Origin of the sequence: Pseudomonas sp. A214, from assembly GCF_900156295.1 — a bacterium.
In the GTDB taxonomy this organism is placed as follows: domain Bacteria; phylum Pseudomonadota; class Gammaproteobacteria; order Pseudomonadales; family Pseudomonadaceae; genus Aquipseudomonas; species Aquipseudomonas rhizophila.
In genome coordinates this window covers 6,061,752-6,077,528 of record NZ_LT707062.1, presented here as the reverse complement: position 1 = coordinate 6,077,528, position 15,777 = coordinate 6,061,752, and the positions used below count along the sequence as shown (strand labels likewise).

Below are 15,777 nucleotides of genomic sequence, written 5' to 3'. Positions count from 1 at the left end.
GCAACGAGCTGATCGAACAGCCCGACCAGAACGTGACTTTGCAAGTGTGGGCCGAGCGCCTGGGCACATCGGAAAAACCCTGATGCGTCTGTTCCAGCGCGAAACCGGCCTGAGCTTTCGCGCCTGGCGCCAGCGCACTCGGTTGTTGTCGTCCTTGGGTCGTTGGAAAAAGGCGATAGCGTGACCGGCGCGGCGTTGTCCTGTGGCTACGATTCCACGTCCGCTTTCATAGTGGCGTTCAAGGGGATGTTTGGATTGACCCCGGGGGAGTTGTTTAAACATTGAATCAGCTGCACTGGGCATGGCTGTCAGCTCTTGTCGCAAATGCCTTTGCATTCAGTTGCCAACGCTATGCGCTGTCTCGGCTATGATTCGGCTCGGTCGATTAATCCGGCACATTGTGTGCATCGAAGGGTTCATAAGTCGGCAACCCCTCCCCGTGGAGGGAGGATTGCCGTATAACGACTGTCATTCGCGTGTTCGGTAATAAAGGACCCACAATAAAAGCTGATGAAGACTCCAAAACGCATTGAACCCCTGATCGAGGACGGTCTGGTCGACGAGGTGCTGCGCCCACTCATGAGTGGTAAAGAAGCAGCTGTTTATGTGGTGCGCTGCGGCAACGAGTTACGTTGCGCCAAAGTCTACAAGGAGGCGAACAAGCGAAGTTTTCGTCAGGCGGCCGAATACCAGGAAGGCCGTAAGGTGCGTAACAGCCGCCAGGCCCGGGCCATGGCCAAGGGCTCCAAGTTCGGGCGCAAGGAAACTGAAGACGCCTGGCAGAATGCCGAAGTGGCGGCGCTGTTCCGGTTGGCCGGCGCGGGCGTGCGAGTGCCCAAGCCGTACGACTTCCTCGAAGGCGTGCTGCTGATGGAACTGGTGGCAGACGAATACGGCGATGCGGCACCGCGTCTGAACGATGTGGTACTGGAGCCGGATCAGGCCCGTGAGTATCACGCGTTCCTGATCTCCCAGATCGTGTTGATGCTGTGTACCGGTCTGGTGCACGGTGACCTGTCGGAGTTCAACGTGCTGCTTACGCCGACGGGCCCGGTGATCATCGATCTGCCGCAGGCGGTGGACGCCGCTGGCAACAATCACGCCTTCAGCATGCTGGAGCGGGATGTGGGCAACATGGCGTCCTACTTCGGCCGGTTTGCCCCGGAGCTCAAGCGCACCCGGTACGCGAAGGAAATGTGGGCGTTGTATGAGGCCGGCACCTTGCACCCGGCCAGCGTGCTGACCGGCGAGTTCGATGAGCCGGAAGAACTGGCGGATGTCGGCGGGATCATGCGTGAAATCGAGGCTGCCCGTCTGGACGAGGAACGCCGCCAGGCCGTCCGCGCCGCTGACGACGCTCCACCCGGCAAAACCGAAGAACCGCCTCCGCCCTGGATGCAGTGAGCGCTTGACCAGAAACCCGGCCCAGGCCGGGTTTTTTGTGGCTGCCCAAAAAATCCCACACTGTTTTTTTGTGAGGCCCTCAACACCTGCGTCCGCCACCAACTCCCTGTGGGAGGCTTGCTCGCGATGCGGGTTAGCTTGCATGGATGTAGGATGTGCGGTATCGGGGGTATTGGTCGGGGTATTGGACCGCGTCGGATCCTGTGGGGGAGCGTCGGATAGCGGTGTATCAGCTTGCATGGATGTAGGATGTGCCGGCGTCATCGCGAGCAGGCTCGCTCCCACATTGGTTCTCGGGGGTATATGGATCCTGCGTCCTGCACAAATCCCCTGTGGGAGCGAGCTTGCTCGCGATAGCGGTGTATCAGCTTGCATGGATGTAGGATGTGCCGGCGTCATCGCGAGCAGGCTCGCTCCCACATTGGTTCTCGGGGGTATATGGATCCTGCGTCCTGCACAAATCCCCTGTGGGAGCGAGCTTGCTCGCGATAGCGGTGTATCAGCTTGCATGGATGTAGGATGTGCCGGCGTCATCGCGAGCAGGCTCGCTCCCACATTGGTTCTCGGGGGTATATGGATCCTGCGTCCTGCACAAATCCCCTGTGGGAGCGAGCTTGCTCGCGATAGCGGTGTATCAGCTTGCATGGATGTAGGATGTGCCGGCGTCATCGCGAGCAGGCTCGCTCCCACATTGGTTCTCGGGGGTATATGGATCCTGCGTCCTGCACAAATCCCTGTGGGAGCGAGCCTGCTCGCGATAGCGGTGTATCAGCTTGCATGGATGTAGGATGTGCTGGCGTCATCGCGAGCAGGCTCGCTCCCACATTGGTTCTCGGGGTATATGGATCCTGCGTCCTGCACAAATCCCCTGTGGGAGCGAGCCTGCTCGCGATAGCGATGTATCAGCTTGCATGGATGTAGGATGTGCTGGCGTCATCGCGAGCAGGCTCACTCTCACCTTCGCTCAAGCATGCACTGTCTTCTCGCAACACCCCGACGCCAGTTCCTTGAGAATCGGGCAGTCCGGGCGGTGGTCGCCGTGGCAGTGTTCCACCAGGTCCTGGAGGGTGTCGCGCAGTTCGGCCAGTTCGCGGATTTTCTGGTTCAGTTCGTCGATGTGTTGCCGGGCCAAGGCCTTGACGTCTGCGCTGGCGCGTTGGCGGTCCTGCCAGAGGGTCAGCAATTTGCCGACCTCTTCCAATGAAAACCCAAGGTCCCGGAGCGCTTGATAAAGGCCAGGGTGTGCAGGTCATCGGCACCGTAGATCCGGTAGCCGCTGTCGGTGCGATGAGCTGCCTTGAGCAGGCCAATGGATTCGTAGTACCGGATCATCTTCGCACTCAGGCCGCTCTGGCGGGCCGCTTGGCCGATGTTCATCGCTTGTCCTCCAGGTGTTTGGGTGTCCAGAGTTTCAACAGTAACGCGTTGCTCACCACGCTGACGCTCGACAAGGCCATGGCCGCGCCGGCCAGCACCGGGTTGAGGAAGCCGAATGCCGCCAGGGGAATACCGATCAAGTTGTAGACGAATGCCCAGAACAGGTTCTGACGGATCTTGGCGTAGGTCTTGCGGCTGATCTCCAGCGCCGCGGGCACCAGCCGTGGATCGCCGCGCATGAGGGTAATACCGGCGGCGTGCATTGCCACGTCGGTGCCGCCGCCCATGGCAATGCCAATGTCCGCGGCGGCGAGGGCCGGGGCGTCGTTGATACCGTCGCCTACCATGGCCACCACCGCATGGGTCTTCAACTGTTGGACGATGGCGGACTTGTCGGCCGGCAGTACTTCGGCATGAACGTTGGCGATGCCCAATGCCTCGGCCACCACCCGGGCACTGCCGCGGTTGTCGCCAGTCAGCAGGTGGCTGCCGATATGGCGTTCATTCAGGGCGTGTACGGCCGCCAGGGCGCCGGGCTTGAGTGTGTCGCCGAAAGCGAACAGGCCCAGCACCCGTGGCGTGGCGTTTTGCTCAATCAGCCAGGACAGGGTTCGGCCCTCGGTCTCCCAGGCCTGGGCCGACTCGCTCAGCGAACCGGGGGCCAGGCCCAGTTCGTCCAGCAAACGTCGGTTACCGAGGGCCAGGCGCTGCCCGTCCAGGCTGCCGGCAATACCGCGTCCGGTCAGCGACTGGCTGTCGTTGATGTCCGGGACAACCAGGCCGCGCTCCGCACACGCATCCAGCACCGCCTTGGCCAGGGGATGTTCGCTGCCGCGTTGCAGTGCGCCGGCCATTTGCAGCAGCTTGTCTTCGTCACCGTCCAGAGCGCTCAAGTGGGCGATGCGTGGTGTGCCGGAAGTCAAGGTTCCGGTCTTGTCGAACACCACGGTGTCGACTTCATGGGCGCGCTCCAAGGCCTCGGCATCCTTGATCAGGATTCCATGGCGGGCAGCCACCCCGGTGCCGGCCATGATTGCCGTGGGTGTCGCCAGACCGAGGGCGCACGGGCAGGCGATCACCAGCACGGCGACAGCGTTGATCAGTGCCGTCTCCAGGGGGGCGCCATACAACCACCAGCCGATCAACGTCGCCAATGCCAGCACCAGCACGACCGGCACGAAGACCTGGCTGACTTTATCCACCAGCTTTTGAATGGGGGCCTTGGCCGCCTGGGCGTCTTCCACCAGGCGGATGATGCGCGCCAGGACGGTTTCCGTGCCCAGGGCCTGGGTGCGCACCAGCAGGCGGCCTTCGCCGTTGATGGCACCGCCCGTCACCTTGTCGCCGGGCTGTTTGGGCACCGGCAGGCTTTCGCCACTGATCAAGGCTTCGTCAGCGTGACTCTGGCCTTCCAGCACTTCGCCATCCACCGGGAAGCGTTCGCCGGGTTTGACCAGCACCCGATCATTCAAGCGCAGGGCGCTGATGGCGACGTCCCGCTCCTGCCCGTCAATGACCTGAATCGCCCGCTCCGGTCGCAAAGCTTCGAGGGCACGGATAGCACTGGCGGTTTGGTGCTTGGCGCGGCTTTCCAGGTATTTGCCGAGCAATACCAGGGCAATCACCACGGCCGAGGCCTCGAAATACAGGTGCGGCATGCTGCCAGGGCGGGCAATGGCCCATTCATAAATGCTCAAGCCATAACCCGCGCTGGTGCCCAGGGCCACCAGCAGATCCATGTTCCCGGCCCCGGCACGCACGGCCTTGTAAGCCGCGATATAGAAACGCGCACCGAAAATGAACTGCACCGGCGTCGCCAAAGCGAATTGAACCCAGGCCGGCAGCATCCAATGCACGCCAAACGGTTGCAAAAGCATGGGCAGCACTAACGGTACGGACAGCAAAATCGCCAGCACCAAGGCCAGGCGCTCGCGATTCAGGCGATTGCTTTGTGCGTCATGGGGTTGCTCGGCCTGCCAGACACTGGCGTCATAACCGGCGCCCTTGACCGCATTGATCAGGGTTTGCGGGTCGACCCGGCCGAGCAAGTCCAGGTGGGCCCGTTCGTTGGCGAGGTTGACGCTGACACGGTTCACCCCGGCGACTTTGCTCAGGGCACGCTCGACCCGGCCGACGCATGAGGCACAGGTCATTCCCTCGATGGACAGTTCCAGCGTCTGGACGGGGACACTGTAGCCGGCCTGTTCGACGGCCTGCATCAAGGCTGGCAGGCTGCCCTCGGGCGCCTGGATCCGCGCCTGTTCGGTCGCCAGGTTCACGCTGACGGCGCTGGCCCCTGTGACGTTGCTCAAGGCGCGCTCGACCCGCCCGGCGCAGCTGGCACAGGTCATCCCGGCAATCGGCAGATCGAAAAGGGTGGATTCAGACATCGGACAGGCTCCCTGTAGTGAATGACTACAGGATCAACCTTGCCACGCCGGGAAGGTCAAGCGCTAATCCAAACGCTTGCACACACACTTTGTGGGAGCGGGCTTGCTCCCACTTTTTATCTAAGGGGTCAATAACCCAGCTCAGCCGGCTTGAGATACATCCCTTCCTGGGTCATGGCAATGCGGAACTTCAGTATGTCGCCAGCCTTGAGCGTCACATCCTGCGACCCCGGCGCAAGCATGCCCGGGCTGCAGCCCGGCGCCTGGCCTGGCAGCAGCTTCAAGCGCAAGGAGAATTTTCCGGGTGGCAGGTTGAAGGAGGTGCTCTGTTCCTGGAACAAACGCCCCGAGAGCTGATCGCCGATATAGATGCCGATTTCGCAGGAAGTCGGCACTTCCAGGCGCTCGCGGGAAATGATCAGCACGCCGTAGTCTTCGCCGACGGCCAACGCCTGAGGGCTCACCGCTGACAAACCGAGCATGCAAAACAGGCTGAACGCTGACCAGCGCATGGCTGAACCTCCGGTGTGAAATCCTTGATGTGTGCAGCTTGGCCGAGCTTGGCAGCGATTGCCAGCCCGGCAGTTTTCGTCAGAACTTGACCTTTCCATGATGGCAAGCTTGAAACTGCTGGCAACCTCAATCCCAAGGAGTCATCTCATGCAAACATTCAATGTTCAGGGAATGTCCTGCGGTCACTGCGTCAAGGCCATCACCCAGGCTGTGCAGGCCAAGGATCCGGCGGCGCAGGTGCAGATCGATCTGGGCGCCAGGACCGTTCAGGTCCAGAGTTCGTTGTCGGTCGATGCCGTGCTCCAAGCCATTAAAGAGGAGGGGTACGAGGCCAGTCCCGCCTGAGATTTTTTAATAGTTAGCGACCTATCGGAATGTTCAAGAGCGCCCGGCAGGGCTAGACTGTCGGGCTGCTGACTGACGCCTGAACCTGGACGCCCGATGAACTTCCGTACCATTCTGATTCTTGGCGCCTTGAGCGCATTCGGTCCCTTGGCGATCGATTTCTATCTGCCGGCTTTCCCGGCCATGGCGACTGCCTTCGGCACCGACGAAAATCACATCCAACTGACCCTGGCGGCTTATTTCCTCGGATTGTCCATCGGGCAACTGGCTTATGGGCCGGTGGCGGATCGCTTCGGCCGGCGCATTCCATTGCTGACGGGCGTCGGTCTGTTCACCCTGGCTTCTCTGGCCTGTGCCTATGCGCCGAGTCTGGAATGGCTGATCGGTGCCCGTTTCGTCCAGGCTCTGGGCGGATGCGCCGGCATGGTGATTTCCCGGGCGGTGGTCAGCGACAAATGCGACGCGGTGGGCTCGGCCAAGGTGTTCTCGCAACTGATGCTGGTGATGGGGCTGGCGCCGATCCTCGCGCCAATGCTTGGCGGGCTGTTGGTGAACCTGCATGGCTGGCAATCGATCTTCATTGCCCTGACGCTGTTCAGCGCACTGGCGGCGACGGCCGTGGCATTGTGGCTGCCGGAAAGTCTGCCGGCCCATGTGCCGCGTCAACCATTGTCCGGGGCGTTGCGCCAATATGGTCGACTGTTGACCGACACGGTCTACCTCGGGCATGCCTTGACGGGAGGCATCGCTATCGCCGGGATGTTTGCCTACATTGCCGGTTCGCCTTTCGTCTTCATCAAGCTCTACGGTGTGCCGGCCGAACACTTCGGCTGGCTGTTCGGAACCAACGCGGCGGGTTTTATCCTGGTGGCACAGGTCAACGCCCGGTTGTTGTCCAAACGTGGGCCGGCATTCCTGCTGTCGCGCGCGGTGTGGGTCTATCTCGCCGCCGGGCTGTGTTTGTTGGCGGTCAGTTCCTTGCACCCTGAGCGGTTGTGGCCGTTATTGATTCCGCTGTTCATTTGCATCGCCAGCCTGGGTTGCATCCTGCCCAATGCCTCGGCTTGTGCCATGAGTGGACAGGGTGCTCGTGCCGGTAGCGCGTCGGCGATGCTGGGATGCCTGCAGTTTTCGGTGGCCGCCGGTGCCGCCGCATTGGTGGCGGCGCTGCACGATGGCAGTGCCGTGCCGATGGCGATGGTCATCAGCCTTTGCGGGTTATTGGTGGTGGGTGCAGCGATGCTGACCCGCCGCCTGCAACAGGCCCGGACACTGGCACAAGCCAGTGGCCAGGACTGATTCAGCCGGCCGCTCGCTGCTGCTGTTCAGGGTAGCGGTGAGGTGCGTGAATACGCGCTTGCAGGGTGGTGGCGAAAGCCTGGGCCTCGGCCTCGGTGCGGAAGGTCACGACGTGTTGGTCAAGACGCACTTGCCACTGGGATTTTGCCACTTCTTTTATCAGGATCTTCATTGCTGACCTCCTCACGTAAAAGATTGTGCTGCAAAGGCCTCGAGTGTAGACCTGAATGCGATCGTAATTGTGACAAGGGTCAATTCTCAGACTGACGGTGCAGGTTTTTTTTGTGGGAGCAAAGCTTGCTCGCGATACGCGACGACTTGGCCTGACGGGGAACCGCGCGACCTTCATCGCGAGCAAGCTTTGCCTCTACAAAAACCGCCCCCTTATCGGTGGTTAGAAACCTTCAAGCACAATCTTGCCTTTGGCTTTTCCGCTTTCCAGCAGGGCATGGGCCCGGCGCAGGTTTTCGGCGTTGATGGTGCCAAAGTGCTCGCCCACGGTGGTCTGCAATGTGCCGGCATCGATTAGCGCGGCGACGCGGTTGAGCAGGTTATGTTGCTCAATCATGTCCGCCGTTTCGAACAGTGAGCGGGTGTACATGAACTCCCAATGCAACGACAGGCTCTTGCGCTTGAGTTTGGTCACATCCAGCGCCTTGGGATCATCGATCAGCGCCAGTTTGCCTTGGGGCGCCAGGGCTTCCACCAATTGATCCAGATGCAGATCGGTGTGGGTCAGGCTGGCGACATGGGTCACCTGAGCCTGGCCTGCCTGCTTTAATACATCGCTCAGCGGATGGCTATGGTCCACGACCAGATCGGCACCCAGGCCTCTTACCCAGTCCTGAGTCTGCGGCCGGGAAGCGCTGCCAATCACTTTCAGTGCGGTGAGCTGGCTGGCCAGTTGCGTCAGTATCGAGCCGACACCTCCCGCAGCGCCGACGATCAACAGGCTTTGCCCCTGATCCTCCTGGCCTTCCTGGATTTGCAGGCGCTCGAACAGCAATTCCCACGCGGTAATGGCCGTCAGCGGCAAGGCAGCGGCTTCGGCGAAACCGAGTGTCTTGGGCATCTGGCCGACGATACGTTCATCCACCACATGCAATTGGCTGTTGCCGCCGGCGCGGGCAATGGAGCCGGCGTAGAACACTTTGTCACCGGCCTTGAACAGCGTGACCTCATTGCCCACCGCCTTGACCACGCCGGCCACGTCCCAACCCAGCACTTTGGCTGCGCCGTCTTCAGGCTGGACGTTCTGACGAATTTTCGTGTCGACCGGGTTGACCGAAATGGCTTTGACTTCCACCAGCAGGTCCCGAGGGCCGGCGGTGGGTTCCGGCAGTTCAATGTCCTGCAGCGATTGCGGGTCGGTGATCGGTAACGAATGGTAGTAGGCGATGGCTTTCATAGGGCGGCTCCTTGAAGTGAGTTCGATGAAGCCAATGGTTAGCTATTTATCGCCGAGATAAAACCGGCTAAAAGAACAGGCTCTTTCAATGTTTTTTTGATAATGAGGCCGTCATGCTTCGATTCGACGACTTGCAGTTGTTCGTCCGGGCCGCAGACCTGGGCAGCCTGTCTGCCGCGGCCAGGGTCATGGACCTGTCGGCGGCGGTGGCCAGCGCCGCATTGAAGCGGATAGAACAACACTTGGGCGCCCGGCTGTTGGCGCGCTCTACCCGCAGTTTGCGCCTGACGGCCGAGGGCGAAGGCTTCCTTGAGTATGCCCGTGCGGCGCTGAGCAGCCTCGACGAAGGACGCAGGTTATTGACCAGCGGCCAGGATCAGGTCAGCGGGGTGTTGCAGTTGTCCGCCCCCTCGGACTTGGGACGCAACCTGCTGCTGCCCTGGCTGGACGCGTTCCAGGAGGAGCATCCGGGGCTGACCGTGCGACTGCTGCTGGGTGATCGCATCGCTGATCTGTTCAAGCAGCCGGTGGACGTCGCGTTGCGTTATGGCGAGCCGGAAGATTCGAGCCTGGTGGCCCTGCCGGTCGCGCCGGATAACCGCCGGGTGCTGTGTGCATCGCCCAGTTACCTGGCTCGGCATGGCGAACCTGTTCAGTTGGAGCAACTGGTCCAGCACAATTGCCTGTTGTACATGCTCGGCACGCGGGTTCATGACCGTTGGCGTTTTCATGACGGCAAACGGGAAATGAGCCTGACCGTCAGCGGCGACCGCTTCAGCGACGATGCCGATGTGGTGCGTCGCTGGGCGGTGGCAGGCGCGGGGATCGCTTACAAGTCCTGGCTGGACGTTTCAACCGATGTGTTGGCCGGACGTTTGAAAATCCTTCTGCCGCATCTGCAATGCGAACGCGCGCCGCTCAATCTGCTGTGTGCTCACCGAGCGCAACTGAGCAAACCCATCAATCTGCTGCGGGAAATGCTCAAGCTGCGTTGTGGCCGGTTGACGGCACAATTTGCCCTCTCGACGGGGGACGACCATTAGTCGCGCGTAAATAGAGACTTTTCCCTCACGAACAATCGCCTCCAAAGGTTTCCGGAGGACAGGAAACCTCGATCCGCACGCTTATACTAGCGGCCGCCTGAAGCGGCGCGCGATTTGCGGCGGTCGAGCCGCTTTGGGCGGCCCCATTGCTGGTCACTAGCGCCAGAGCAGTAGACGAATGATTCAACAGGGAGTGAATACATGGAACATGCACCTTGCATCAGCCAGATCGCCACGCTGCTGGCCGACCCAAAACGCAGCGCAATGATGTGGGCCTTGATGGACGGCACTGCGCGGCAGGCTGAAGAGCTGGCGTTGCTGGCCGGGCTGTCGCCGTCTTCGGCCAGCGCTCATCTGGGCCGTCTGTCCGCCGGTGGCCTGTTGAAAGTCGAAGCCCGTGGCCGCAAACGGTTTTTCCGCCTGGCGGCACCCGAGATCGGCGCTGCCGTCGAAGCGCTGGCCAGCGCGACCCTGGCCAGTACGCCGCGCCAGCTTCCGGAAGTCTTCAAGCGCGGAGTCATGCCGGGCAAGGCCCCGTCGGCTCCCGCTTCGTTGATGCGGGCCAGGCTTTGCGAAGACCATCTGGGCGGCACCCTGGCGGCCGACCTGTATCAGCGCCTGCTGGATGCCGGATGGATCGAGCAGGGCGACCAGCGGGTGATCGTGACTCACAAAGGTGCCAATGAGCTGGCCGGGCACGGCCTGTTCATCCAGGCGCTGGCCCACCGCAACGCCCGCACCGCTTGTGCCTGCCCGGACTGGAGCGAGCGACGTCCGCACCTGGGGGGCGCCTTGGGTGCTGCGTTGCTGCAACTGTTCATGCAGTCCGGTTGGCTGAGCTTGCCCAACGACTCCAGGGCCTTGCAGGTAACGGTGCTTGGCCAGCAGGAAATCCATCGGTTCGCCACGCAGGACACCGTGGAAATGGCGTTCTAGGGCTGCCGACAGGTCGTATTCAGCAATAGCCTCCAGCAAGGTTCGCGCACACTCGAACCTGGGATTTTTTTGGATTGGGGGAAACAGCATGGATACTCACGGCTACAGCGCGGCGGAACGTCTGGAGCGACTGCCCATCAGCGGCTACCACCGGATTATTTTCATCATTATTGCCTTGGCGTTTTTCTTCGACTCCATGGACCTGGCCATGATGACGTTCCTGTTGGGCTCGATCAAAGCCGAGTTTGGCTTAAGCACCGCCCAGGCAGGTTTGCTCGCCAGCTCCAGTTTCTTTGGCATGGTACTGGGAGCATCGCTGTCGGGCATGCTGGCCGATCGGTTCGGGCGCAAGCCGGTGTTCCAGTGGAGCATCGTGTTGTGGGGCGTCGCCAGTTATTTGTGCTCGACCGCCCAGAGCGTCGATTCACTGATGCTGTTCCGTATCCTGCTGGGTATCGGCATGGGCATGGAGTTTCCGATCGCTCAGTCGATGCTCTCGGAACTGATCCCGGCCACACGTCGAGGCCGCTATATCGCGTTGATGGATGGTTTCTGGCCGTTGGGTTTCGTGGCCGCGGGCGTGCTGTCGTATTTCCTGTTGCCGGTGATCGGCTGGCGCGACATCTTCCTGGTGTTGGCGGTGCCGGCGGTGTTCGTCCTGGTCATTCGCTTTTTCATTCCCGAGTCGCCGCGCTGGCTGGAACAGGCTGGCCGGGGGGACGAGGCGGACGCCGTGCTCAAGCGAATCGAAGACAAGGTCCGAGCCTCGTTGGGACGTGGAGAATTGCCTGAACCGATTCGTCTGCCGAGGGGCGAGAGCGCGCCGGGCAATTTCTTTTCGGCCCTGGCGCAGATCTGGTCACCGCTGTATCGCCAGCGCACGATGATGATCTGGAGCGTCTGGTTTTTCGCCTTGCTCGGTTTTTATGGCCTGACGTCCTGGCTCAGTGCCTTGTTGCAGCAGTCCGGATTCGCCGTGACCCAGTCGGTGTATTACACCGTGCTGATTTCCTTGGGCGGGATTCCCGGCTTCCTCATGGCGGCGTGGCTGGTGGAGCGCTGGGGACGTAAACCGGTGTGCGTGGTCACGTTGCTGGGTGGCGGGGTGATGGCGTTTCTTTATGGTCAGAGCGCGGTGTTTGGCGGCAACGTGGGCCTGCTCATCGGCACCGGGCTTTTGATGCAGTTCTTCCTGTTCGGCATGTGGGCGGTGCTCTACACCTACACGCCGGAGCTGTACCCCACCTCGGCACGGGCCACGGGCTCAGGTTTTGCCTCGGCTGTCGGTCGCATTGGTTCGCTGCTCGGGCCCCTGGTCACCGGGTTGGTGTTTCCCATTACCGGACAGGGCGGTGTGTTCGCCCTGGGCGCGCTGTGCTTCGCCGTGGCGGCGGGGGTGGTCTGGTTGTTTGGCGTGGAGACGCGGGGCAAGACATTGGAGGAGTTGAGCGAGGGTACGGTGGCCGGTTAAACCACTTCACTCTTGTGGGAGCGAGCCTGCTCGCGATGGCGGTAAGTCAGGCGACATCGATGTCGAATGTCATGCTGCTATCGCGAGCAGGCTCGCTCCCACAAGGGGGCATCACCCGTCTTAGGGTTTTACCAGCCGTGCATCCAGGCTGTTCTGCGCCAGGCGTGTGGCCTGGTCCTGGGTCATGCCCAGGTGGGTGTGCAGCGCGTGGAAGTTTTCGGTGACGTAGCCGCCGAAGTACGCCGGGTCATCGGAGTTGACCGTCACCTTCACACCGCGTTCGAGCATGTCGAGGATGTTGTGTTGCGACATGTCGTCGAACACACACAACTTGGTGTTGGACAACGGGCAGACCGTCAGCGGGATCTGTTCGTCGATGATCCGCTGCATCAGTCGTTCATCTTCAATGGCCCGCACGCCGTGGTCGATGCGCTGGATCTTCAACAGGTCCAGGGCTTGCCAGATGTACTCGGGCGGGCCTTCTTCACCGGCGTGGGCAACGGTCAGGAAGCCCTCGTTGCGTGCACGGTCGAATACCCGCTGGAACTTGCTCGGCGGGTGACCCATTTCCGAACTGTCCAGACCCACGGCCACGAACGCATCGCGGAACGGCAGCGCTTGGTCGAGGGTTTTCTCGGCCTGTTCTTCGCTCAGGTGGCGCAGGAAGCTCAGGATCAGGCCGCTGGTGATGCCCAGTTGCTGTTCACCGTCCTTGAGGGCCGCGGCGATGCCGTTGAGCACCACTTCGAACGGGACACCACGGTCGGTGTGAGTCTGCGGGTCGAAGAACGGTTCGGTGTGAATCACGTTCTGCGCCTTGCAGCGCAACAGGTAGGCCCAGGTCAGGTCGTAGAAATCCTGGGAGGTGCGCAACACGTCGGCGCCCTGGTAATACAGGTCGAGGAATTCCTGCAGATTGTTGAAGGCATAGGCCTTGCGCAGGGTGTCCACGTCGCTCCACGGCAGGGCGATCTTGTTGCGTTCGGCCAGGGCGAACAGCAGCTCGGGCTCCAGCGAGCCTTCCAGATGCAAATGCAGTTCAGCCTTGGGCAAGGCGTTCAGCCAGTCGTACATGTTCTTTTCTCATCAGCGAATCGATGGCAGGCATTCTACAGGGGCTGGCCGCAATGTCTGGTAAAACCTGACCGGCTGATCCACTACACCGCCTGTTGCTCCCGCCGATAAGCATAGGTGTCAGCGAAGCGTGACAGCAGGAATTCGGCGCAGGTGGTGGTCGGGTACTTCGGTGGGTGGCCCTCATCCTGACAACCGGGCAGGCATTGGATCTGCGTGTCGGGGTGCGGCTCGGCAAAGAACGGCATCGAGTAGCGGTCTACCCCCAGCGGGCTGATCACCCGGTGGGGGGTGGACAGGTAACGGTCGTTGCTCCAGCGCGCCATCATGTCGCCGAGGTTGACCACGAACGTGCCGTCGATGGGCGGCGCGTCGATCCATTGGCCGTTGACGTTGCGCACTTGCAGGCCACCAGCGGCGTCCTGGTAGAGCAGGGTGATGCAGCCGTAATCGGTATGGGCGCCGGCACCTTGCTGCTCGGCAGAGCTGGCGGTGTGACGCGGCGGATAGTGAATCAGGCGCAGCACGCTCACAGGCTCGGTGAAGCGCGTGTCGAAGAAGTCCCGCTCGATGCCGAGGGCCAGGGTCATGGCGCGCAGCAGGGTTTGGGCAAGGGCCTGCATGTCGCGGTAATGCTGCTCCATCAGGGGTTCCCAACCCGCCAGATCCGGGTGTCGGTTAGGACCGCGCAGAGGCTTGTGCGCCAGCACGTCGGGATGATCGGCCGGCAAGTGCAGGCCCATGTCGAAGGTTTCTTTCAGGTCGCTGGGTTTGGCCGGGTCCAGTTGTTCGGTGGCGACGGCGCCGTAGCCGCGATGATGGCGGGTCTGGGTGATGTCGATCTTGAGTTTTTCTTCTACCGGCAGCCTGAAGAAGCGTTGGGCATGGTCCAGGACTTCGGTGATACGAGCCGGGCTGATGGGGTGACCCTTGATGTAGAAAAAGCCCCACTGGCGGCAGGCCTGGTCGATCTGGTTGGCGATCGATTGCCAGGCGCTGGGGCTATCGCCGTAGAGCGGGCTGATGTCGATGATGGGAAGGCTGTTCATGCGGCTTTCCTGATTGTGTGAGGGGGCCGATGTGGGAGCGAGCCGGCTCGCGATAGCGATTTGTCTGTCGACATCAACGTTGAATGTCAGTCCGCTATCGCGAGCAGGCTCGCTCCCACATGGGGTGTTGTGTTGAGCCTGGGGTTACTTTGGAATCTCAGCCTTCATACCTTCGACGTAGTAATTCATCGACGCCAGTTCCACATTGGTAGCGCTCACGCCCGCCGGGATTTTCTCGACGCCGGCCTGGTCCTTGATCGGTCCGGTAAACGGATGGAAAGCACCGCTCTCGATGTCGGCGATGATCTGCTCGGCTTCGCCTTTGACCGCCGCTGGCACCAGGTCGCTGATCGGCAGTTTCACCGTGCCTTCCTTCAGGCCGCCCCAGTAGTCCTGGGATTTCCAGCTATGGTCGAGCACGCTTTGGGTGGCCTGGATGTAGTGCGGGCCCCAGTCGTTGACAATCGAGGTCAGCACCGCCTTGGGACCGAAGTGGGCCATGTCCGAAGCGTAGCCGACGGCGTATACGCCGCGCCGCTCGGCGGCCTGGATCGGCGCCGGGCTGTCGGTGTGCTGGAATACCACATCCACGCCCTGGTCGATCAGTGCGTTGGCGGCATCGGCTTCCTTGCCCGGATCGAACCAGGAGTTGACCCACACCACTTTGATTTCGGTGCCGGGGTTGTACTTGTTCAGGGCCAGTTGGATGGCGTTGATGTCGCGGATGACTTCCGGGATCGGGAAGGAGGCGACGTAGCCGATCTTTTTGGTCTTGGTCATCTTGGCCGCGAGGAAACCGCCGACGTAGCGGCCTTCGTAGGTGCGAGCCAGGTACGTGCCCAGGTTCTTGTCCTGCTTGTAGCCGGTGGCGTGTTCGAAGGTCACTTTGGGGAATTGCTTGGCGACCTTCAGTGTCGGGTTCATGTAGCCGAAGGACGTGGTGAAGATCAGGTCGTACTTGTCCTTGGCCATGTTGCGGATCACCCGCTCGGCGTCGGCGCCTTCAGGCACGTTTTCCACGTAGTTGGTGGTGATTCGGTCGCCGAGTTTCGCCACCAGTTCCTTGCGTCCCTGTTCATGCTGGTAGGTCCAGCCGTGGTCACCGATGGGGCCGATATAGACGAAACCGACCTTCAGCGGGTCGGCAGCGCTGGCATTCAGGCCGGCGCTCAGACCGACAGTCGCAGCGACGGCGCAAAGCAACATCTTCAAGGGACGCTTGTGCATGAACTCGAACTCCATTTTGTTGTGAGGTTGGCTGAACAGCGCTAATGCAAAATGCTGACCAATAGGACAACAAAATCTGTGATCTTTTCGAGGCAGCCATCGCGAGCAAGCTCGCTCCCACAAGGACAACGCAATACCTGTGGGAGCGAGCTTGCTCGCGATGAGGTCCTTGAGATCGATAAAGGTGCACCTGCCACCCACTCGCCACTCCCTGGTGCGTCACTTCGCCCGAACGTTCGCC

Annotated in this window: 13 protein-coding genes and 2 pseudogenes; 7 read left to right on the top strand and 8 right to left on the bottom strand. The window is 61.3% G+C overall.

Features of this window, described 5'->3' with window-relative positions:
• Positions 1-285: pseudogene (locus BW979_RS27250) on the top strand (helix-turn-helix domain-containing protein); the annotation flags it as partial.
• A 225-nt stretch (positions 286-510) separates the two neighbouring features.
• Positions 511-1,404: a PA4780 family RIO1-like protein kinase gene (locus tag BW979_RS27245; protein ID WP_047227411.1), complete on the top strand. Its 894-nt coding sequence runs from the start codon at positions 511-513 to the stop codon at positions 1,402-1,404.
• Between the two features lie 964 nt (positions 1,405-2,368).
• Here BW979_RS27245 and cueR read toward each other — a convergent pair.
• The 3 genes and pseudogenes from cueR to BW979_RS27230 all read right to left on the bottom strand — a co-directional run bounded on the left by cueR (position 2,369) and on the right by BW979_RS27230 (position 5,683).
• Positions 2,369-2,781 (bottom strand): annotated as a pseudogene (gene cueR, locus BW979_RS27240) (Cu(I)-responsive transcriptional regulator).
• Positions 2,778-5,171 (bottom strand): heavy metal translocating P-type ATPase, encoded by a 2,394-nt coding sequence (locus tag BW979_RS27235; RefSeq protein ID WP_076382808.1) that lies wholly within the window; start codon positions 5,169-5,171, stop codon positions 2,778-2,780. Before BW979_RS27235 ends, cueR begins: the two are co-directional and overlap by 4 nt.
• 128 nt (positions 5,172-5,299) lie before the next feature.
• On the bottom strand, positions 5,300-5,683 hold the full coding sequence (locus BW979_RS27230; RefSeq protein ID WP_047227414.1) for a hypothetical protein: 384 nt from the start codon (positions 5,681-5,683) through the stop codon (positions 5,300-5,302).
• A 148-nt stretch (positions 5,684-5,831) separates the two neighbouring features.
• Here BW979_RS27230 and BW979_RS27225 point away from each other — a divergent pair, with 148 nt between their 5' ends.
• Both BW979_RS27225 and BW979_RS27220 read left to right on the top strand, forming a co-directional pair.
• Entirely contained in the window at positions 5,832-6,029 is a 198-nt protein-coding gene (locus BW979_RS27225) for a heavy-metal-associated domain-containing protein (protein ID WP_047227415.1), read from the top strand.
• Positions 6,030-6,125: 96 nt separating this feature from the next.
• Positions 6,126-7,328, top strand: a complete 1,203-nt coding sequence (locus tag BW979_RS27220; RefSeq protein WP_076382806.1) for a multidrug effflux MFS transporter — start codon at positions 6,126-6,128, stop codon at positions 7,326-7,328.
• Position 7,329: 1 nt separating this feature from the next.
• Here BW979_RS27220 and BW979_RS27670 read toward each other — a convergent pair whose 3' ends face one another.
• Both BW979_RS27670 and BW979_RS27215 read right to left on the bottom strand, forming a co-directional pair.
• The gene (locus BW979_RS27670) at positions 7,330-7,500 is read right to left on the bottom strand and encodes a hypothetical protein (RefSeq protein ID WP_171061426.1); all 171 of its coding nucleotides are present in this window, start codon (positions 7,498-7,500) and stop codon (positions 7,330-7,332) included.
• Between the two features lie 222 nt (positions 7,501-7,722).
• A complete protein-coding gene (locus BW979_RS27215; RefSeq protein ID WP_047227417.1) occupies positions 7,723-8,736 on the bottom strand; it encodes a zinc-binding alcohol dehydrogenase family protein in 1,014 nt (337 codons plus the stop codon).
• Positions 8,737-8,849: 113 nt separating this feature from the next.
• On the opposite strand from BW979_RS27215, the gene BW979_RS27210 reads away from it, so the two are divergent.
• The 3 genes from BW979_RS27210 to BW979_RS27200 all read left to right on the top strand — a co-directional run bounded on the left by BW979_RS27210 (position 8,850) and on the right by BW979_RS27200 (position 12,186).
• Positions 8,850-9,779 (top strand): LysR family transcriptional regulator, encoded by a 930-nt coding sequence (locus BW979_RS27210; protein ID WP_076382804.1) that lies wholly within the window; start codon positions 8,850-8,852, stop codon positions 9,777-9,779.
• Positions 9,780-9,980: 201 nt separating this feature from the next.
• Entirely contained in the window at positions 9,981-10,715 is a 735-nt protein-coding gene (locus BW979_RS27205) for an ArsR/SmtB family transcription factor (RefSeq protein WP_047227419.1), read from the top strand.
• 88 nt (positions 10,716-10,803) lie between these two features.
• Complete coding sequence (locus BW979_RS27200) at positions 10,804-12,186, top strand: MFS transporter (protein ID WP_047227420.1); 1,383 nt, start codon at positions 10,804-10,806, stop codon at positions 12,184-12,186.
• Positions 12,187-12,306: 120 nt separating this feature from the next.
• Here the strand turns inward: BW979_RS27200 and BW979_RS27195 are convergent, their stop codons facing one another.
• From BW979_RS27195 to BW979_RS27185, 3 genes are all read right to left on the bottom strand, one after another.
• Complete coding sequence (locus tag BW979_RS27195; RefSeq protein ID WP_076386484.1) at positions 12,307-13,260, bottom strand: adenosine deaminase; 954 nt, start codon at positions 13,258-13,260, stop codon at positions 12,307-12,309.
• A gap of 83 nt (positions 13,261-13,343) precedes the next feature.
• Positions 13,344-14,309 (bottom strand): 2-oxoglutarate and iron-dependent oxygenase domain-containing protein, encoded by a 966-nt coding sequence (locus BW979_RS27190; RefSeq protein ID WP_076386482.1) that lies wholly within the window; start codon positions 14,307-14,309, stop codon positions 13,344-13,346.
• Between the two features lie 144 nt (positions 14,310-14,453).
• Positions 14,454-15,536: a BMP family ABC transporter substrate-binding protein gene (locus tag BW979_RS27185; RefSeq protein WP_076386480.1), complete on the bottom strand. Its 1,083-nt coding sequence runs from the start codon at positions 15,534-15,536 to the stop codon at positions 14,454-14,456.
• Between the last annotated feature and the right edge of the window lie 241 nt (positions 15,537-15,777).